Source organism: Ruegeria sp. B1, assembly GCF_056535885.1.
Genome location: NZ_JBQFJA010000001.1, coordinates 4305545 through 4324622 on the forward strand (window position 1 = coordinate 4305545; position 19078 = coordinate 4324622).

At 56.8% G+C, this 19078-nt stretch carries 16 protein-coding genes and 2 pseudogenes; 6 read left to right on the forward strand and 12 right to left on the reverse strand.

Annotation, left to right across the window (positions count from 1 at the left end; all coding sequences use genetic code 11):
* Positions 1–3 precede the first annotated feature (3 nt).
* Genes ACR3ES_RS21370 through ACR3ES_RS21390 form a run of 5 tightly spaced genes read right to left on the reverse strand, consistent with a single transcriptional unit; the run spans position 4 to position 5277 of the window.
* Positions 4–1554, reverse strand: coding sequence for a CoA-transferase (locus tag ACR3ES_RS21370; RefSeq protein ID WP_170437380.1), 1551 nt, complete (start codon positions 1552–1554; stop codon positions 4–6).
* A 2-nt stretch (positions 1555–1556) separates the two neighbouring features.
* Positions 1557–2729 (reverse strand): acyl-CoA dehydrogenase family protein, encoded by a 1173-nt coding sequence (locus tag ACR3ES_RS21375; RefSeq protein WP_170437378.1) that lies wholly within the window; start codon positions 2727–2729, stop codon positions 1557–1559.
* A complete protein-coding gene (locus ACR3ES_RS21380) occupies positions 2729–3514 on the reverse strand; it encodes an SDR family oxidoreductase (protein ID WP_170437376.1) in 786 nt (261 codons plus the stop codon). Before ACR3ES_RS21380 ends, ACR3ES_RS21375 begins: the two co-directional genes overlap by 1 nt.
* Positions 3514–4464 (reverse strand): 2-dehydropantoate 2-reductase, encoded by a 951-nt coding sequence (locus ACR3ES_RS21385; protein WP_170437374.1) that lies wholly within the window; start codon positions 4462–4464, stop codon positions 3514–3516. The genes ACR3ES_RS21380 and ACR3ES_RS21385 overlap by 1 nt, the downstream gene beginning before the upstream one ends.
* Positions 4465–5277, reverse strand: a complete 813-nt coding sequence (locus tag ACR3ES_RS21390; RefSeq protein WP_480424470.1) for a 2-keto-4-pentenoate hydratase — start codon at positions 5275–5277, stop codon at positions 4465–4467.
* A 136-nt stretch (positions 5278–5413) separates the two neighbouring features.
* On the opposite strand from ACR3ES_RS21390, the gene ACR3ES_RS21395 reads away from it, so the two are divergent.
* Complete coding sequence (locus tag ACR3ES_RS21395; protein ID WP_170437372.1) at positions 5414–6424, forward strand: LacI family DNA-binding transcriptional regulator; 1011 nt, start codon at positions 5414–5416, stop codon at positions 6422–6424.
* A gap of 156 nt (positions 6425–6580) precedes the next feature.
* Entirely contained in the window at positions 6581–7621 is a 1041-nt protein-coding gene (locus tag ACR3ES_RS21400) for a Gfo/Idh/MocA family protein (RefSeq protein ID WP_170437370.1), read from the forward strand.
* A 29-nt stretch (positions 7622–7650) separates the two neighbouring features.
* On the opposite strand, the gene ACR3ES_RS21405 is transcribed toward ACR3ES_RS21400, so the two are convergent.
* From ACR3ES_RS21405 to ACR3ES_RS21420, 4 genes are all read right to left on the reverse strand, one after another.
* The gene (locus ACR3ES_RS21405; RefSeq protein ID WP_480424471.1) at positions 7651–8820 is read right to left on the reverse strand and encodes a 4-hydroxyphenylpyruvate dioxygenase family protein; all 1170 of its coding nucleotides are present in this window, start codon (positions 8818–8820) and stop codon (positions 7651–7653) included.
* Between the two features lie 12 nt (positions 8821–8832).
* Positions 8833–9132 (reverse strand): hypothetical protein, encoded by a 300-nt coding sequence (locus ACR3ES_RS21410; protein WP_480424472.1) that lies wholly within the window; start codon positions 9130–9132, stop codon positions 8833–8835.
* Between the two features lie 261 nt (positions 9133–9393).
* On the reverse strand, positions 9394–9762 hold the full coding sequence (locus ACR3ES_RS21415) for an SPW repeat domain-containing protein (protein WP_170437366.1): 369 nt from the start codon (positions 9760–9762) through the stop codon (positions 9394–9396).
* A 123-nt stretch (positions 9763–9885) separates the two neighbouring features.
* Positions 9886–10836 carry an AraC family transcriptional regulator gene (locus tag ACR3ES_RS21420; RefSeq protein WP_170437364.1) on the reverse strand — a complete coding sequence of 317 codons (951 nt, stop codon included), beginning with the start codon at positions 10834–10836 and terminating at the stop codon, positions 9886–9888.
* A gap of 247 nt (positions 10837–11083) precedes the next feature.
* Between ACR3ES_RS21420 and ACR3ES_RS21425 the strand changes: the two are divergent.
* Positions 11084–12468, forward strand: a pseudogene (locus ACR3ES_RS21425) (IS1182 family transposase).
* Positions 12469–12726: 258 nt separating this feature from the next.
* Here the strand turns inward: ACR3ES_RS21425 and ACR3ES_RS21430 are convergent.
* The 3 genes and pseudogenes from ACR3ES_RS21430 to ACR3ES_RS21440 all read right to left on the reverse strand — a co-directional run bounded on the left by ACR3ES_RS21430 (position 12727) and on the right by ACR3ES_RS21440 (position 15413).
* Positions 12727–13713, reverse strand: a pseudogene (locus tag ACR3ES_RS21430) (aldo/keto reductase).
* A gap of 4 nt (positions 13714–13717) precedes the next feature.
* Positions 13718–14779, reverse strand: coding sequence for an ABC transporter ATP-binding protein (locus ACR3ES_RS21435; protein WP_480424473.1), 1062 nt, complete (start codon positions 14777–14779; stop codon positions 13718–13720).
* A 1-nt stretch (position 14780) separates the two neighbouring features.
* The gene (locus ACR3ES_RS21440; RefSeq protein ID WP_170438108.1) at positions 14781–15413 is read right to left on the reverse strand and encodes a GntR family transcriptional regulator; all 633 of its coding nucleotides are present in this window, start codon (positions 15411–15413) and stop codon (positions 14781–14783) included.
* A gap of 164 nt (positions 15414–15577) precedes the next feature.
* Here ACR3ES_RS21440 and ACR3ES_RS21445 point away from each other — a divergent pair, with 164 nt between their 5' ends.
* The 3 genes from ACR3ES_RS21445 (at position 15578) to ACR3ES_RS21455 (ending at position 19001) form a co-directional block, all read left to right on the forward strand.
* The gene (locus ACR3ES_RS21445; RefSeq protein WP_170438106.1) at positions 15578–16720 is read left to right on the forward strand and encodes a mandelate racemase/muconate lactonizing enzyme family protein; all 1143 of its coding nucleotides are present in this window, start codon (positions 15578–15580) and stop codon (positions 16718–16720) included.
* Positions 16721–16753: 33 nt separating this feature from the next.
* Positions 16754–18013, forward strand: a complete 1260-nt coding sequence (locus ACR3ES_RS21450) for an extracellular solute-binding protein (RefSeq protein WP_170438104.1) — start codon at positions 16754–16756, stop codon at positions 18011–18013.
* A gap of 67 nt (positions 18014–18080) precedes the next feature.
* Positions 18081–19001 (forward strand): carbohydrate ABC transporter permease, encoded by a 921-nt coding sequence (locus ACR3ES_RS21455; protein ID WP_170438102.1) that lies wholly within the window; start codon positions 18081–18083, stop codon positions 18999–19001.
* Positions 19002–19078 lie beyond the last annotated feature (77 nt).

Sequence of the window (19078 nt, forward strand, 5' to 3'; positions counted from 1 at the left end):
CGATCACGCCACAACATGAGTACCGTCCTTTGTGAAACATGTCGGGTTCATCGATTTGAGGTCATCGGCAACCACCGGGCTGAAACCCAACCGATCCAAGATATCCCTTTGCAGGTCGACACCCGGTGCGATTTCAGTCAGCGTCAGCCCTTGATCGGTCAGGCGAAAAACGCAGCGTTCAGTGACATACAAAACCTCTTGTCCCTGCCTGCGCGCCTGTTCACCGGAAAAGGTCACCTGTTCGACCTTCTCGACCAGCTTTTGGATGGTGCCCTGCTTAGTGATGGTCATCTGTCCATCGCCGGTTTCGAACGCGGCGCCCTTGGCGTCAAACGTGCCGCAGAAAACCACCTTTTGCGCGTTCTGAGCGATATCCATGAACCCTCCGGGGCCAACGGGCAGCCCTCCGAACTTCGATGCGTTTACGTTGCCTGCGCCGTCAAACTCGCCGAAGCCGAGGAACGCGATGTCCAGCCCGCCGCCGGAATAGAAGTCGAACTGGGCTGGGCCATCGATCATGGCTGACGGATTGCGGGCATATCCGAATAGGCTGCCATTCAGCAGTGTTCCGCCATAGGTCCCGTGCTCGATCGTCTGGTAATACAGGTTCTGTTCACCGCGTGCCGCGATGATGGCGGCGACAACGTCGGGAATGCCAAATCCGAAATTGATGACGCTTTCAGGAACCAGTTCGTCATGCGCACGCATCGCGATGACACGGCGGATAGTGAATTCGGGCATCCTCGGCAGCGTTTCCGGCATGAAGCGTTCGCCCGAAATGGCCGGGTCATAGGTGAACTCATACCCCTGGCGTTGATCGGGATCGACTACGACCGCGTCGACAAGCGCGGACGGAACGCGAACGGAACGTGCCGGTAAGGCACCATTCTGGACAATTTCGCGCACCTGAAAGATGACCTTACCGCCGGAGTTTCGCGCGGCCGCCGCCATCGCATAGATGTCTACATTGGCGGGCTCTTCGTCAAGGCTGATGTTTCCGTCATGATCCGCACGGCTGCCCTTGAGCAGCGCAACGTCTACGGGAATAGGCAGATAGCGCAGATACTCCTGGCCGCCGATCTGAAAAACCTCGACCAGATCGTCTTGAGCCGCCTCATTCATCTTGCCCCCACCCAGACGGGGGTCGACGAAAGTACCAAGGCCGACATGAGTGACCAGACCGGGGCGTTTTGCAGCAACCTCGCGCAGCAACTGCATTGCGACACCGCCGGGCAGGACATAAGCCTCGATCTCGTTGTCGCGGGCCATCTCCTGCATTTTCTGAGACCAGACCCAATGGCCGCCAATAACCCGTTTGACCAACCCGTTATGGGCAAACCGGTTCATGCCCCGCCTATCCTTGTCGCCGATCCCCAGGGAATGCAGAACGGTCAGGTCTCGGGGGGTGCCAGTTGACAAAAACCGCCGTTCCACTTCTTCGTGCAACAGAGTGGCCTCGACCAATCCGCCACCGCCGCCAATCAGCCCGACAGTGTCACCGTCTTTAATCAATTCGACGGCTTCGTCGAGAGAGGTTTGTTTACGTCGCACCATGATCACACCGCAATCTGATAGGGGTCAGAGGCGTCTCCGCGCAGGTTCTGCGCGACGATCTGCTTTTGGATGTCCGAGACACCGTCAAAAATCCGGTAGATTCGGGCGTCACGGTAGTAGCGCTCGATCGGCAGCTCCTTGGAATAGCCGGATCCGCCATGGATTTGCACGGCGCGGTCCGTCACGCGATTCAGGAGTTCCGAGGCCTGAAGCTTGACCATGGCGATCTGCGCCCGCCCATCACTGCCTTGATCGAGTAACCATGCGGTCTGATAGAGCAGTAGCCGAGCGGACGAGATCTCGACAGCGCTCTCGGCGAGCATGGATTGAACCGCCTGAAACTCAGCGAGCGGCTTGCCGAACTGACGCCTGTTCCGGGCGTGTTGGACCGTCTTTTCAAGAACCATGGCGGCTTTGCCGATGGCACGTGCCCCGACCTGTGCCAGCCTTACCCGTCCCAGCGTTTTGAGCGCCAGTTTGACGCCCCCACCCTGCTCCCCCAGCAAGGTCTCTGCCCCCAGTCGCACATTGTCGAACGTAAGGGACGCATGAGTGGTGCCACGCAGGCCCATCATTGGCTGATCCGCACCGATCTGGAATCCGGCGAGACCCTTGTCCACGATGAAGGTTGAAACGCCTCCTCGGTCGTCCCGGCCCTTTGTACGGGCGGTCACAACAAAAAAGTCCGAGAAATGCGCATCGGAGATGTATTGCTTGTACCCGTTCAGCACCCATCCGTCGCCATCGGGCGTGGCCTGGGTTCTGACAGCGCCCGCGTCCGAGCCTGCCTCGGGTTCTGTGAAGGCAATCGAGCAGGTGCGCTCCCCCTGAATACAGGGAACCAACCAGCGCTCCTGCTGCTCGGGCGTTGCGGCCAGCAAAAGATCATAGATGTTCCCGAAAGCCCGCCGGATCAGGATATCGGTGGTCCGTCCAAACTGTTCTTCGGCGATGATCCAATCCAGTGTTGAAAGCCCACCACCGCCAAGTTCGGCTGGCATGCTCATGGCATAGAAGCCGTTGGCGCGAGATTTCTCGAAAATGTCCCTGGCAGATGTGGGGTCCAGTCTTCCCGACAGCTCCACCTTTTCTTCCAGCGGTAGCAATTCGCGGTCGATGAACCTTCGCAAAGAGTCGACCAAAATGCGTTGATCAGAGGATAGCCCGAATTCCATCAGTAATACCCTCTTGAGCCGCCGCCATCGACACTGATCCCGGTTCCGTGGATATGCCGTGCTTCGGGGCTGCAAAGATACGCAACAAGGTTTGCGACATCTTCGGGTTGGCCGAGCCGGCGCAGGCCTTCGCTGGCAAGCGCGGCACGCTCGATCTCTTCGGGCGAGGTTTGTTGCTGTGCGGCGCGATCGGCGAAAATCCTTTGCAACCGCTCGGTGACGGTCAGCCCGGGGTGAATCCAATTCACGTTCACATCGTCGCGCAGCCCCTGCTCGGCCAGCGCTTTGGTGAAATTGGCAAGCGCGGCGTTGACAGCACCTCCAACCATGAAATCCGCCGCAGGCGTTCGGGCAAATCCACCAACAATGTTTATAACTGTTCCATTCGACGCAGTCAGCGCGGGCCACAGAGCACGCGACAACCGTACAGCGGCATGGAATTTCAGCGCGAAACCATCGACCATATCGGCATCAGGCTGATCCGGAAACAGACCGCCCTTGGTCGCACCGGCAGCATTTATCAGAATGTCGCAGGCTTCAAATCGATCCAAGGCCTGCTGCGCTGCGGCTTCACAATTGGCCAGATCGCGCAGATCTGATGCCGACCATGCGACATTGACACCGTAATCGCGCGCGATGCCATCTGCAGCAGCAGCGAGACGTTCGGCGTCGGACGCAGCCAAAAACACGTTCGCCCCGTTCGAGGCCAACCGGCGCGCCACGGCCAGCCCGATCCCCTGCGAGCCACCGCTGACAAACAGCACTTTTCCAGCAATATCGGACATCAATCCGCCTCACTTTCAAGATACTCGGCCTGACGCGCCCGGACCAAACCGTAAAGCGTGTCAAGGGTGGGTGTGGACAGGCCTTTTGCCTTACCGGCGGCAATTGCAGAGCCGTAAATTACCTCAACCTCGGTTGGTCTCTGATGGTTCAGATCCTCACACAGAGATGATTTGTTATCCCCCGTTCCACCGGGCTCCGAGATCATCTCGATACCTGCGATCACTGCGTCGCGGTCGAGGGAAATGCCTTCGGCTGCCGCAACCTCCAGCGCTTCGGTGGCGGCCTGACGCGCGATGGTCTTGAGAAAGGGCGTGCGCATGCACGCAGCGGCCGTCTTGTTTGTCAGACCGGAAAGCGCGCTCAGACTGATATTCCCGATGAGTTTTTTCCAGATGTCGTCCTGTATCGCGGCGCTGTCATGCGTTTCCAGACCTGCGTTCGAGAAGGCTGTGGCCAGTTTCTCGACGCGGGCGCTTGAACGCCCCTGCATCTCGCCAATGTAAGACGGCACCCGGGAGAAATCGCGGATGACACCCGGGGCGAGCTTGACTGCTGCCATCGCTGTCAGACCACCAAGTACATTCTCGGCGCCCACTTCCTCGGCGATGATCTGTTCATTGCCAAGGCCATTCTGGAAACTGACGCAAATCGCACCGCCCTCGACAAGAGGCTTGAGCCTTTGCGCAGCAGAGCGCGTGCCGTGCGCCTTGCACTGAAAGAGGATGACGTCGGCCCGATCAATCTGACGGGGGTCTGTCGTGGCCTGCATTTGCATGACCCGGTTCCCGCCAAAGCCTTCGATTTTCAAACCCTTCGCGGAAATAGCGCCGATATGCTCGGCATCCACATCGTACAAGACCACGTTATGCCCGCCATCCTGGAGAATGCTGCCGAACAGGCTGCCCATTCCACCGGCACCGGCAATTACGATATCAAGAGCGTCCGACATCTAGGTAAACTCCAGCTGAATCTGGCCAAGACGCCCGAAATCCGCATGAACGAGGCTGCCTTTCTTGACTGGCTGAGGGACGCTTGCTGCTCCTGTAGAAACAAAATCACCTTCTGACAGCGCCACCCCACGCGTTGCGAGGTGATTGGCCAAATCCGCCACCGCTTGAATGGGAACGCAGCGCATCTCACCCAGAAAGTTCTCGGCAGGATCACCATCATCGACAGTCAAGTTGACGACATGTGACTGAAAATCGACGCCATGCCAGTCGGCTACCGGATCGCCGAACACAAAGCCGATACCACCGCCATTGTCAGCGATAGTCATTAACGAACACATCTCGCGCGGCGCCTCTGGCAAGGCAAAGCGGTTTCCAATGATCTCGATAGCGGGGTGAAGAACGGCGTAAGGCGCGATCTCATCTGCCTTCCAGGGATCAGACCGCAAGGGCAAGTCCCGGGTGAGGCGAAAGGCAAACTCGGTTTCGGCCCTTGCGCCTGTCATACTATCTGCGGGAATGGATACGTTGGAACCCAACCAAGTCTTGGGGGCAAAGACACGACCGGGGATGACGTCACTGTGACCGTCAAGCTCTCGCATCTTCTGACTGGTCGCGCCGACCTTCCAGCCCGATTGGTCGAGGGACAGCATCTCGGCCATATAGTCCTGCACAAAATACGCCTCGGTGCTGTCCTGTGGCAAACTATCTGACGCCCGCAATGGCAACACGCGATGCGTCACCCAGGCACTCGCCAAGTCAGCTCCCAGCGCTTCGAGCGCTTTTGCGCGAATCTCAGGTATGACACGAATCAAGTCCCACCCCTCCCTTATCCGATTCGTATCAGGTTTTGCTCTTGGGTAGATCACTGTTTTACCTCATTTGATGTTTTTAGTTGTTTTTTTTGTTTTTTGATGCATCATTTTTAGAAAGTTGATAGGTAGAGCACTAATGAAGACCCCAAACCCGAAGATTCTGGAAATCGCTCAGATGGCGGATGTTTCCACGGCCACTGTCGACCGCGTGCTTCACGACCGCAGTGGCGTCCGCAGCAAGACCCGTGAGAAGGTGTTGGCGGCAGCGGAAGCCTTAAAGAAGGGCGAACAGTCGGCAAGCACACGTGGTAAGAAGAAGGATTTGCGCGTTTGCGTCTTGCTGTCGGAAGGTGGCGGGTCGGTCAATCAGACCTTGCGCGCCGCGCTCAAAAAAAGCGCCCAAGCCGCGGATGTGCAGCTTCATTTTGAAAGCTCGCCGCGGATGGATGCAGCTACACAGGCCAAAGCCCTGAACAAGATTCGGAGCGGCGGGTTCGACGGCGTGATCTTGCAACCTTTCGAACACCCTTTGGTTCGAGAGGAAGTTGCGGCACTAACCGAGTCGGGTGCTCCGGTAGTCACATTGCTGACCAGCCTGACACACCCCATCGGGACATATTATGTGGGGTTGGACAATCGCTCGGCCGGGCGCGCGGCCGCCTTGCTTCTTGGCAGGCTTATACGCAAACCGGGCAAGGTTGCCCTTTTGATCGGTGGGCCGCTATACCGCAGCCACGAAGAACGCGAGATCGGCTTTCAATCGGTTATCCGGCGCAGTTTCGATGATCTGCGGCTGCTTCAACCCCTGGATTGCAGCGACGATCCAGATTTGATCTATCGAGAAGTTACAAACCTGCTCGAAACCCATGACGACCTTGTTGGAATCTGCTCGATCTGCGGCGGCGTCCGCGGTCTGGATCGCGCGCTCCGTGAGGCAGGCAACAGACCAGATCTGGTAACTATCGCGTTCAACCTCACCCACCTGACACGCAATGCGCTGGTTTCTGGAACCTTCGATGCCGTAATCCATCAGGATATGACCCGTATCGCAGAACGCGCGATCTCGGTCATTCGCGACAATGGCCAGAACGCCGAAAGAGTCAGTATCGTTCCCACTGAAATCATAATGAGTGAGAACGTGCTTTGATGCATCAAACAGTGCTATTGAGGGTGTTCCGAATCGATTTTTGCGCTCATGATGCGCCCGATGCAAAGCAATACCACATCAAATGAGTGAAAGCGGGCCAAGCATCGATTCGATCCGGTTCCTCGCCCAAATTGATCCGCCAAAGTGAGAAAGACCATGCAGACGAAAACCCGACTTGCACTTGTGGGTGCAGGAGCAATCGGCAAAGCCCATGTTAACGCCATTCATCGCTCGACACGGGACATTGACTTGGCTGCGATCGTTGATCCAACCGACGACGCGCGCGCCTTCGCCGAGTCTGTGGGTATTCCGTGGTATCACGACCTGACTGCGATGTTTGCAGATCACAGTCCTGACGGGGCGATCATCGCAACACCCAATAAACTGCATGTCAGCAATGGCCTGGACTGCATTGCCAACGGTTGTCCGATTCTTGTTGAAAAACCCATCGCCTCAAGCGCCGCTGACGCTCGGGCGCTGCTCATCGCGTCGGAAACTGCTGGCGTTCCGATACTAGTCGGCCACCACCGTAGGCATAACCCTCTTGTCCAGGCCGCAAAACACAGGATCGAACAGGGCGACATCGGAGAGATCACCATGATCCAGTCGTCATGCTGGTTCTTCAAACCGCATGACTACTACGACCTCGAATGGAGGCAGAAACGCGGTGCTGGTCCAACCATTGTAAACGCAATCCACGATGCGGATCTGTTGCACTATTTCTGCGGTGACGTGGTTGAGGTCAGTGCCATGGCGTCAAATTCCTATCGCGGCTTTGAAATTGAAAACAGTCTGGTTGCCAATCTCAGGTTTCGATCCGGCGCGCTTGGCACGCTCAGCGTATCGGATGCTGCCGTGTCCCCTTGGAGCTGGGAACTGACAGCCGGCGAGAACCCGGATTATCCAAAAACAAACCAGGATTGTTATCACATCTCTGGAACCGAAGGCGCGATTTCGCTGCCGCACAACCTGATCTGGCATCACCCAGCGGGGCCGGACTGGAAAAGCCCGATAGCAGCGGTCAACACGCCGTCCATTGCCGCTGACCCTCTGGTCGCGCAGCTTGCGAACTTTGATGATGTCATACGGGGACATGGTAAGGCAGTTGTCACCGGTCAGGATGGTCTTGCTGCGCTTGTCACCATTGAAGCGATGCTGAAATCGGCCGAGACAAAAGCGCCCGTCGCCATCCCTTAAAGCCCATTGGCAAAACCGGACACAGACAATCAGGTGCGCGGGATGTTTGACGGGCGCGAATACTGTTTTAACGCGGCAGTCCGATAGGATGCGTTCGACGCGCCATATCCGTCATAGCCGCCCCTCCGTTCGACAACCTCGAAGAAGAAGCCGTTGCCGTAGGGTTTGCTGTACAGCTGAAAGAACTCTCCGTTTTCATCCCGGTCATACAGCAGGTTATGCGCGGACAGGTTCACGGTGAACGCCTCATCCAAGCCAAACCGAGCTGCGAGATCAAGGTAATAGTTCGGCGATACTTCCAGCGCTTCGAACCCGTGCTCGGCCAGCGCGTTCGCCGTCGCAAAAATATCTTCTGTGGTGAACGCGATGTGCTGGACCAGCGACCCAAAACTATCAGCCATGAAGCGCCCAGCAAATGTCTTGTGAGTATCTGCACCGTTCATCGTCAACCGGAGTGTGCCGTCCGAGTTCTTTAGGGCGAGGCTGCGGACCAACCCCCCAGGGTCCTCGACATCCACGATGGGCGTTTTGACCACATCGAAGATGGACGTGTAGAACAACGTCCACGTCAGCAACTCGTCGGCTCTCATGGTTTGCGCAATATGGTCTATCGCAGACAAACCGGCAGAACGGTCGCTCTCCTGTGACACCGGGTCGAACTCGGTGGTCCAGACATCCATGTATGCCGGGCTTTGATCCAGAAAATGCAGAACTGACCCCCCGACACCGCGCACCGCGGGGATATCAATCTCGTCCTTGCCCTTACGCTGCGAGAATATGCTGGACCCCATCGCAACGGCGCGCCTTCTGGTTGCATCGGCATTGTCGACCCGGAAGCCGATGTCGCACACACTGGTCCCGTGCATCACATAGGCAGAATGCGCAAATCCTTCCTTTTCTGTGTTGATCACCAGCCTGATCTGACCCTGTTGCCAGACTTCGACCTTCTTGGCGATGTGCTGCGCAACATGCGAGAAACCTAGCGTTTGCAGCATACGTCTCAACGCCGCAGCTTCTTCTTCGTTTGCTGTGAACTCGACAAACTCCACGCGCTCGATGCGGCTTCTCCCGGGCATATCCGGCAGGTCCAGCTTTGCCTGAGGATCAGCGGACCGAACCTGATCCATCAGAAACAACAACGAACGATAGCCATCCTGCGCGATGATACGCGGAACGCCGCCGCGAAACTCATCATTCATGATCTCAAGCCACTACAAGTAGCCACCGTTCTGAGGCAGGTACGCCGCAGGATTTGATTCAAAGGCTTTCATATTGACTTCCGAGGTGAAGTAGTAAGCCACGTCATCGTGGACGGCGGTGAATGCAGCGGAGCCCTCAACCGGGTTCGCAGTTGCGATGAACTCAACCGGATCCACCCCGTGCAGGCCCAAAGGCGCACCGGCGGCAGTGATTCCACGCGATACGTTGTATTCGTCAGCTGCCATTGCCGCTGTGCCGCTCAGAGCGAGACCGGTCAAAAGAGCGGAGGCGATTGCGAGTTTCTTTATCATTTGGAGTTCCTTTTTTGACTGCGAGTACACGACCATCGAGCACTCGTCTCGTGCTCAAAGAGTGGTTTTCTTAGAATTAACAATCAACAGAACTGCAAATAAAACGAACTGATTGTATGATGCTTCGAACGATCTGAACAAATTGTGCTGGAATAGCCTGCCTCATATCGAAACGGCGCCGTGGGTTAGGGCCAACAGCCGTGCCTTGAAACGCGAAAGGAGCCGCATCAAATGTGGAGCCCCTAGCGACGTCAGTGCGTTTCAAGCGCTCAATGCCGCGTCTTCTGGTTGATGCAGTCCAACAACCAAGAGGACCGTCCCGCCGAACACTGCGTAGTACCAGAAATCAAGGCCCATGAAGCCGAGTAAGAAGGGGGCGACAACGAAGGTCACACCGACGAGGAAGTCGACCGTGAGATGCAGGCTGTATGGCAGCACTCGAATGAGACCGAGGTGATGATCCGTCAGGACCGTCAGTCCGAAGGCGGCGACCCCGGTGGCAACTGAGAGCCAAAGCGCCAGTGGGTTTCCCGCGCCCAGTCCGAAGACAAACGGCATGACAATGAGGCCAATGGCGACAGGATAGTCCAGATATGCGTGGATGGATTTGGTGACGAAGCGTAGAGACATGGTAATTTTCCTCTTGTTAATAACTGCGACGCAGCATTGATGAGGTCAAACTAAGCCTTAGGCAGAAGCCAAACCATGTCAGCAAGTTTCAAATAATGCGCATAATGCGCAGATCGTTCAGACCTACGAACGAACGAGATTTTGCGATTTCCGGAACTCTGCCGGCGTCATCCCGGTCTCTTTCTTAAAGACCCGTGTGAACGACGAGTCCGAGGCATATCCGGCAGTTTCGGCAGCCTCAGAGAGAGACGTTCCCGGCTCTTGCAAAACTTTCTTGGCAAGTTCCATACGCCACCTCGTGACGTATTCCATGGGCGTCATGCTCATTGTTTTTTGAAACTGCACCGCAAAGCTGGTGCGTGACATCCCTGCGGTGTGTGCAAGTGTTTCAACAGTCCAACTGTTAGTCGGAGACTTGTGAAACGCATCCAGAGCACGGCTCAGGTTCTTGTCCGAAAAGGCACTCAAGCCCCATTCGGTTGCCTCGTCACCCTCAATGAAACTACGGATTGCTTGGGCGAGGATCGCTTCAGACATTTTCAACGCGATCAGGTCTCCACCCAGTTTTGTCCCACCGGCCTCTTCGCCAATCATGCGAAGTGTGGCTTCCATCCAGCGACCGGCGCTTTCACCATAGTTTTTCAGATGGATATACGTTGGCAGGCGATCCAGCAGAATGTGCCTTGAGCTTGGGTTGAACGAGAAATGCCCGCACACAAGCTGCGTTTCGCTCTGCGGCTCGTCACCACCAAAAACCAGTACGCCTGACCCATCGTAGCCCGATTTCTCTAAAACGGCGTCAAGCGGCAGGACTGTCTTCTCTGGCTCATGACCGCAATAGAGCGCATGCGACGCCCCATGCGGAATGATAACAAGATCGCCCTGCGCCAGATCTATGACCGTATCCGTGCCTTCGACGGTCACAAGGCAGTTACCGCGATGGGCAAAGTGAAACCGGGCCACGTTCTCGTAACTCGGTACGGCGACGCCCCAGGGTTTGGTGAACGATGTACGGAAGTACAGCGTCCCGCGCATCGACAGGCTGGTCAGTATGTGGCTTAGAAGATCAAGCATTGTTTCTGTCTAAGCCGTTAGTTTCGAATGTACAGCTCTGTGAACGATCTGCACAGTTCTTTGAATGCTTTGCGACAACTTAGTACAGCGGGTAACCACTTGTCCTGGTTGGAACTCACGGCCCAGAGCCGACATCCAACCCACTGCCTAAATGCTGCCGTCGCAGCCCGTATTCTGTTGAAAAACTCTGTCTTGATCGAAGGCCATCTGGCTGATTCAATTCTCTTATTGAATGGGAGTTTGGATGATGATGGGACCAAAACAGGAAACTCAGGCTGAGCTGTTCTATGAGTTCTCCCTGGAGGAACATGTCCCGGACAATCATCTGCTGCGGTCGATTGATCGATTTGTTGACCTGAGTAGTATTCGCAGTCATTTGGCGGATTTTTACAGTCATACTGGTCGCCCTTCCGTCGATCCCGAGTTGCTGATCCGCATGCTGCTGGTGGGCTATTGCTTTGGCATCCGGTCGGAACGGCGGTTGTGCGAAGAAGTGCACCTGAACCTTGCGTATCGCTGGTTCTGTCGCCTCGATCTGACTGATCGAGTGCCGGATCACTCTACCTTTTCCAAGAACCGCCATGGTCGGTTCCGCGAGAGTGAACTCTTGCGGCACGTGTTCGAAACGACAGTGGCGCGGTGCATCGCAGAAGGTTTGGTCAGCGGCCAGCGTATGGCGATTGATGCCAGCTTGATTGAGGCAGAAGCGACCAAGCAGTATTCAGCGTCACAAGAAGAATGGGATGCTGCACAGATCGATGCCAAGACCGCACCGCGCGCTGTTCGGGAATATCTGGAAACCCTGGATGAGGCCGCGTTTGGTGCTGCCTCGCCAGTCAAGCCTAAGTTCATTTCATATTCGGACCCTGCCAGCCAATGGACAGCGGCGCACAAGGCACCAGCCTTCTTTGCTTACTCTGATAACTACCTCGTTGATACAGATCACAGCGTGATTGTGGATGTGGAAGCGACCAGATCCATCCGGCAAGCCGAAGTGGGGTCGACAAAGACGATGCTGGACCGGGTGAAGGACAAGTTCGACCTCGTCCCCGACTGGATGATCGCCGATACCGCCTACGGCTCAGGCCCGATGCTCGGCTGGCTCGTGGATCGCAAGATCGATCCTTACATCCCGGTCATCGACAAGGCCGGACGCCCCGACGGCACCTGGACACGCACAGACTTCGAATGGGACGCTGAGCATGATCAATATATCTGCCCAGAGGGTCACGCGCTTAAACAGTTCCGCCGGAATTACTCTGATCCAAACCGGGGCCGTCGGGCAAGGGCACAGCCCGCTATCGCGCCTTGAAAGAAGTCTGCCAGGTATGTCCGTCCAAACAAAGATGCTGCCCCAACGCTGATGCACGCAAAATCACCCGCGAAGAGCACGAAGATGCGCGCCAGGTCGCCAGAGATCTGGCCAAAACTGAAGAGTACCAGATTGCGATGAAGCTCAGAAAGAAAGTTGAGATGCTCTTCGCCCACCTCAAGCGCATCCTAGGCCTTGGACGGCTCCGATTACGTGGACCGTGCGGCGCAAATGACGAATTCCTCCTCGCCGCCACCGCCCAGAACCTCCGCAAATTGGCGAAAATCTTTCCCGCACCGCAGCAAACGCGAAACGCCTGACCAGAAAGGCGCTCGTGCCGTGCTCAGGTCACCCCATTCTGCGACTGCAACACGTTGTTTTTCAACAGAATCCTCACTTACCGGACGTTCGCCGCAAGCGCATTGTCTAGGTGATTGCTGGCGCTCAGTTTGAGAAACAATGCCACTTTCCGTCAGGTGGCGGTGCCAGCTTTGTTTTTCTGTAGGATTTGACGATTTCGGTATGATTAGCAATGTGGTCGCCACGGGCGCACTTTAGTCAGCCCCACTGCCAGTGCTTCAATCGGAGATGGACCCACTCCCAGTGCTGTAAGCAATCGCGGATGCCTGGACCCAAAACTCCGGCGGTATGTTTCCGCTTTGGATGGCAGCGGCGTTTTCGGCCAGGCGACTGGAATGACTGTTGCCCAGGAGGACTGTGGACACCGCATCATGGCGCAACGGAAAGACCAGCGCGGCGGTCGGCAAAGAAACACTGAAGGCCTCAGAAAGCTCTGCGAGGGCTGAGACTTTTTTCAAGATGGCCTCTGGTGCCGGGCCGTAATCCCAATGCGCGCCGTGTCGTGCGCCTGTGGCGAGAATGCCCGAATTGAAGACACCCCCGATCACCAGCTGGGTGCTCGCCACTCGGCAAAGCTCCAGAAGGCGCGCCTCGGCTGACCGGTCCAGAAGCGTGTAGCGACCGGCAAGCAGGATGAGATCGAGCGGCTGAAATGAGAGGATTTCTTCACACACTTCAACCTCATTGACGCCAATGCCAATGGCTGAGATTGCGCCGGACCGCTTGAGATCTTCTAGGGCCCGAAAACCGCTCTCGCGCAACTGATCCAAGTAGAGGTCGTGGTTGTTTCCATGTGTTCGCGTACCGATGTCGTGTACAAAGAGGATGTCGACACGGTTCAATCCAAGCCTTTGCACACTGTCCTCAAAAGATCGCATAATGCCATCGTAAGAGTAATCATAGTTCTGATCGAACGGAAGCGGCTCGACAAATCCGTTGAGCTTGGGCGGCGGTTCTGTCGCGGGGGTCAGGATGCGCCCCACTTTTGTCGATAGAATAAAGCTACCTGGGTCCTGCCCGCGCAGAAAATCACCGAGTCAGCGTTCGGCTTTCCCCTGCCCGTAGTGAGGGGCTGTGTCGAAATAGCGGATGCCGAGCGACCAAGCGGTCTGCAGCGTATTCATCGCTTTGGCGCGGTCGACCGTCTGATAGAGCCCGGCCAGCGCCGCAGTGCCTAGACCGAGTTTCGGCATTTTTAAAGGCATTGGCTTATTCGATCCTCATATCTGTGGCTGTATCAAAGAGATGCACTTTCGTGTCATCGACCGACAGATTGAGAGTCTCGCCCGGGGCTGCGGAATGGTGGCCGCGCAAGGCCGCCAGAACCTCGCTTTGACCAAGATGAGACATAACCAGCGTCTCGGCACCCGTAGGCTCGACGACCGACACCGCGATCTCGAGGTCACCTGTTCCACTTTCGGAGAGGGTGAGATGCTCGGGGCGAATACCAAACAGAATCTCGCGACCCGCCTCGACATCGGTGGGGAGCGCAACGGTCTGGCCATCGTCCAGGGTTGCCCTGGAACCACCAGTAGATATTGCAGGCAGCAGGTTCATTGAAGGTGAGCCGATGAAAGCGGCCACAAAACTGTTCTTGGGCCGGTCGTAAAGCTCCAGCGGCGAGCCGATCTGAGACACGTGCCCACCGTCCAGGACGATAATCTTGTCGGCCATCGTCATTGCTTCGATCTGGTCGTGGGTAACGTAAACGATTGTTGTCTTTAGTTTCTGATGCAATTCTTTGATTTCGGTGCGCATCTTCACCCGGAGCTTGGCATCGAGATTGGACAAGGGTTCATCGAAAAGAAACACCGACGGTGCCCGGACTATCGCACGCCCCATGGCCACACGCTGGCGCTGCCCCCCTGAAAGGTGTCGTGGATAGCGATCAAGGAGGTTTGACAAGCCGAGAATTTCAGCGGCGGCCTCGACCTTGGCGCGCGCCTCCGCCTTGTCGGCCCGCGCCAGGCGCAGGGAAAATCCCATGTTCTCTGCGACAGTCATATGGGGATAAAGCGCGTAGTTCTGGAACACCATTGCGATGTCCCGTTCTTTGGGGCGGAAATTGTTGACGACAACGTCACCAATTTCAATCTCGCCCCCGGTGATAGATTCCAAACCCGCGAGCATCCGCAGTAGCGTGGATTTTCCACAGCCCGACGGCCCCACCAGAACAGCGAATTCGCCGGGTGCGATATCTATATCGACGCCGTGGATCACATCCGTCTTGCCATAAGCCTTGCGGACTTCGCGCATCGCGATAGTTTTCACGTCACATTCCCTCTATTGCGCGCCGCATCGCGACCGATAGGTGTTCTGAGAGCTTTTCCCTGGCGGCAGCTGCATTGCCCTCTGCACAGGCCTCAAGGATGGCCAGATGCTCTTCAAGGGCACCAAAAACCCGGTCAGCACTGAGCCGAATGTTGGTCCGGATCAGGCGCAGCCGCACAGCGTTGATCTGGTAAAGCTCTTCGACCAACGAATTGTTCATTGCGGTGACCACTTCGTCATGGAAACGCCAGTCGACTTCAACAGCGTCATTGAGCGTTTCAGTTGAGGTATCGGTGCGGGCTTTCAGAAGAACTGCACGTGTGTCCTCAAGTGTCGCGCGCGCTTTGTCTTGCCCGTCCCGGCAATAATCCTCCACCGCCGCGACTTCGACCATAGACCGCAACTGAAACGCCTCACGGATGAACTTGATCGTAACATCGGCCACTTGAATGCCGCGCTGCGGGTGCACGCGCAGAAGCGAGTCGTGCTCAAGTTTTTGGACAGCTTCGCGTGCGTTTCCAAGCGACACGCCAGCCAGTTCGGCCAACTCGCGCTGCGTCACGAACTGGCCCGGCTGCAGCTCTCCGGCAAACAGGCGTTCTCGAAATCTCTCATAGGCTGAAATGCGGGACATAGGTTGCAGTCTTTCTCACGGGCCGCTCTGGCAAAGTGGTTTGGATCATACAGAACCACGCCTTCGTTACCAGTGCGTAATGGTATATTGATCAGTAACTGCACTGTTGTCAACTACTGATTAATCAGTTAGTAATCAGGTGCTGAATTTGGAGCGACTCGCCGATGCGTCCCATAGTTATTGATAGAATTCAGGCCTTTGCGATCTCTGCAACGCCATCGCATGGCCCCGAGTCGTCACTTGCGTCGATGCCGGTGCGTAACGGGCTCTTGGTCAAATTGACGACTCTGGACGGAGTTGAAGGCTGGGGCGAAGCTTGGTGCAATTTTCCGCCGCGCGGAAATTTGTCCCGCCTGTTTCTTTTGGAAGACGTGATCGCGCCGCCGTTGCTCGGACTGGCTCTGAACGACTTTCGCACGTTCCGACCGCAATACGAGGACCAGTTCTTCCGAATGGCGCGCCATACCGGGGAGATCGGGCCTTTCGCGCATTGCCTTGCCGCGATTGATACCGCGCTTGCCGACATTGCGGCGCGCATCGCTGGGCTGCCTCTCGCGGAGTATCTGAATCCAGTTCCGAAACCCGACGTCGCCGTCTACGCGAGCACCCCCAACGTGGCTCAGCTTGAAGCCTCAGTCGAAGACATGGTGACAGCCGGTCATGTCTCGACAAAGCTGAAGATCGGGTTCGACAGAGAAACGGATACCGCGCTTCTTGCGGCATTTGAGGAGCTGTCCGCCAGCCGTCTGTCTGTGATGGCGGATGCCAACCAGAAGTGGTCGCTTGAAGAGGCCAAAAACGCCATCCGGGACCTGTCGGGTTTCGCCCTGCAGTTCGTCGAAGAACCTATTGCCGCCGATGCGCCGCAGGAAGAGTGGGCCGAGCTGACAGCGACCTCGGAAATACCCATTGCAGCAGGTGAAAACATTCTGTCCGAGCAGTCGTTTCGCGACTTCGCCGGGCGAGGTGGTGTACGTGTTTTACAACCCGATGTCGCCAAGTGGGGCGGTGTCAGCGGAGCCATTAATGTCGGCCTGGCAGCAAAGGAAACGGGTGCGGTCTGCGCCATGCATTACATGGGTACCGCCGTTGGCCTTGCCGCATCCGCCCATGTGCTAACCGCAACCGAAAGTAAGGGCCCGGTCGAGTTGGATGCGAACCCAAATCCCCTGCGCACAGAGCTTGGTGAGATCAACCTGACAGTTCGGGGCGGACGCATAACCGTGCCCGTAGGAAACGGGATTGGATTTGAGCCCGACCCAGGTGCTCTGCGCGCGATGATGGTCGGACGTGTGGACATCCACTGAACCCAAGCAAGCAGACTTCATAGGGAGGAAGACATGCAAAGACTACTCACATGGACAGCAACGGCGGCGGTGGCATTGTCCGCTGGCGCTGTTTTTGCGCAAACAGAGTTGACTTTCCGCTTCAACGACAGCGAGCGCGACGAAATGCGGGCCGCATTGGACGAGTTTGAAGCGGCCAATCCTGGGATCGCCGTGGAGCTACAGACAATCGCTTGGGGAGATTCCCGCGACCAGTTCCTGCGCGAAGCCGCCGTCGGCCAGGGGCCGGACGTTGTGCACATCGCCTTTGTCTGGACGCAAGAGATGGCCGAGGCCGGGGTCGTTCTACCGATCGAGCAATTGACGGAGTATGGTGAGTTTCCCAATGGGTTCGACGATTTCATCGCCACGGACTTAACCGCCTATGAGGGACAATCCTGGGGTGTTCCGTGGTCGGCGGACACTTGGGCCATGGTCTATCGCACGGATGTCCTTGCCGCCGCCGGGATCGAAGACCTGCCCGTGACCTGGGACGATTTGCTCGCCGATAGCCGCCAAATCGAAGCAAACACAGACGGCATTGGTTTCGCGTTTCCGGCGGCAGATCAAGTTTGGTTTCCGTTCAACTACTACCTCTGGTCCAACGGCCTTTCCATTGTCGAGGGTGATGGCGCGGGCGGATTTCAGGTTGGCGCGTCGGTCGAGGAATTGGCCGCCGCGATGGATTACTTCAAAACCTATATCGAGGACGGTCTGGTTCCGCGCTCGGTTCTGTCGGTCGAGGTCCCCCATGATCCGTCGCTTTTGCAGGCCCTGCTGGACGGAACTCAGGGAATGGCCGCGATGCCGACTAACACCTACCGCCAGTTGTTGAGCGCATTCGAAGAGGCCAACCCTGGCGCCGATGTGCCATTCGCATCCGGTGTGATGATGGCAGGAAGCGAAGGGCCAAAAACCCATTTGGGTGGCCGCACGCTGGTGGTGAATTCCAACACCGAAAACCCCGAGGCCGCTTGGGCGCTGGTCCAGTACCTGACGGAGGCTGGTTTGTTTGAAACCTACTACACCAACCAATTCCCGGCGCAGCGTACACTCTTGGGCCAGATCGAGTATCGGCCCGAGGAAAGCGGGTTTGCCGAGCAACTCGTCAACAACACCCGAACCTGGGGCGCATATGCCGATAGTGGCGCAGGCGTAGGGCAGTTGTGGAACCTGACGGCACGCGCGGTCGCCACCTCGCTGTCTGGGCAGTCTTCTTCGATGGAAGCCGCTGAAGGGCTTGTCGCTGAAATCGAACGGTTGCTGTCGAACTGACGCGTTACACTGCAGGGGTCGATCCGTTCTGGGTCGACCCCATTTTTTGATTGGCAAGGACGTCGCGGTGACACTTACCCCCACGACACGAGATAGGATCAGCGCCTTTTGGATGCTGCTTCCGACCTTCTTGCTGCTGTTTGCCTTCTACCTTTATCCGACACTCTACAATCTCGAACTCAGCTTCACCGACATCACGCTGCTGCAATTGCGTCAGGGCGGCGATTTCGTTGGGTTTGCCAACTATGCCGAGTTTCTGCAAAGCCCAAGCTTTCTGGACATCGCAATCAACACGGTTTTTTGGCTGACATTTGTCTCGGTCAGCATGATGTTGATCCTCGGCCTGCTGATGGCCTTGCTGCTCAACTCCGAATTCGTGCGGCGCATGCGGATGACCACCTTCGCGCGCCTTATTTTGCTGGTCCCTTGGGCAACGCCGCCGGTTGTGGCAGTGATCGCCTGGCGCTGGTTGTTCGATCCCACGCATGGCGCCATAAACGAAGCGCTGCTTTGGACCGGCCTGATCTCCGATCCAATCGCCTTTCTGGCGGACCTCAGCACCGTTTGGCCCTCAATCAACACAATCATCATCTGGAACTCGACACCGCTGGTCGCGGTTTCACTCCTGGCCGCACTGCAGACCATCCCCGAAGAACAGATCGAAGCCGCCGAGATCGACGGCGCGACCCGGTGGCAGCAGTTCCGCTTCGTGACATTGCCTTATCTGATGCCGACTTTGTCGATCCTTGGCCTGATGTCGGTGATCTGGACTTTCAATAACTTCGTCTATGTCTGGCTCGCGACCGGTGCTGGACCCGGCACTTACACAAACGTTCTGGCGACCGAGGTCTATATTGGCGCCTTCATCGACCTGCGTATCGGCTACAGTTCGGCCATTGGCGTGGTGATGGCGGTGGTCATGGCGGCATTCGGCGCGCTTTACTTCCGGTTTTTCGGGCTGATGGACATGCAGGACAAGGTCGGATGAGCGCCATCATACAAAAGCGGGGCCTCACAGGCCTGATCGAAAACGGTGGCATGGTCATTGCGCTGGCGTTTTTGTCA

Coding starts and splice junctions, on each gene's coding strand:
- ACR3ES_RS21375 (WP_170437378.1), bottom strand. CDS start 2,729: ATGGAATTCGGGCTATCCTCTGATCAACGCATTTTGGTCGACTCTTTG.
- ACR3ES_RS21450 (WP_170438104.1), top strand. CDS start 16,754: ATGCAAAGACTACTCACATGGACAGCAACGGCGGCGGTGGCATTGTCC.
- ACR3ES_RS21385 (WP_170437374.1), bottom strand. CDS start 4,464: ATGTCGGACGCTCTTGATATCGTAATTGCCGGTGCCGGTGGAATGGGC.
- ACR3ES_RS21370 (WP_170437380.1), bottom strand. CDS start 1,554: ATGGTGCGACGTAAACAAACCTCTCTCGACGAAGCCGTCGAATTGATT.
- ACR3ES_RS21395 (WP_170437372.1), top strand. CDS start 5,414: ATGAAGACCCCAAACCCGAAGATTCTGGAAATCGCTCAGATGGCGGAT.
- ACR3ES_RS21415 (WP_170437366.1), bottom strand. CDS start 9,762: ATGTCTCTACGCTTCGTCACCAAATCCATCCACGCATATCTGGACTAT.
- ACR3ES_RS21440 (WP_170438108.1), bottom strand. CDS start 15,413: ATGTCCCGCATTTCAGCCTATGAGAGATTTCGAGAACGCCTGTTTGCC.
- ACR3ES_RS21380 (WP_170437376.1), bottom strand. CDS start 3,514: ATGTCCGATATTGCTGGAAAAGTGCTGTTTGTCAGCGGTGGCTCGCAG.
- ACR3ES_RS21405 (WP_480424471.1), bottom strand. CDS start 8,820: ATGAATGATGAGTTTCGCGGCGGCGTTCCGCGTATCATCGCGCAGGAT.
- ACR3ES_RS21445 (WP_170438106.1), top strand. CDS start 15,578: ATGCGTCCCATAGTTATTGATAGAATTCAGGCCTTTGCGATCTCTGCA.
- ACR3ES_RS21400 (WP_170437370.1), top strand. CDS start 6,581: ATGCAGACGAAAACCCGACTTGCACTTGTGGGTGCAGGAGCAATCGGC.
- ACR3ES_RS21420 (WP_170437364.1), bottom strand. CDS start 10,836: ATGCTTGATCTTCTAAGCCACATACTGACCAGCCTGTCGATGCGCGGG.
- ACR3ES_RS21410 (WP_480424472.1), bottom strand. CDS start 9,132: ATGATAAAGAAACTCGCAATCGCCTCCGCTCTTTTGACCGGTCTCGCT.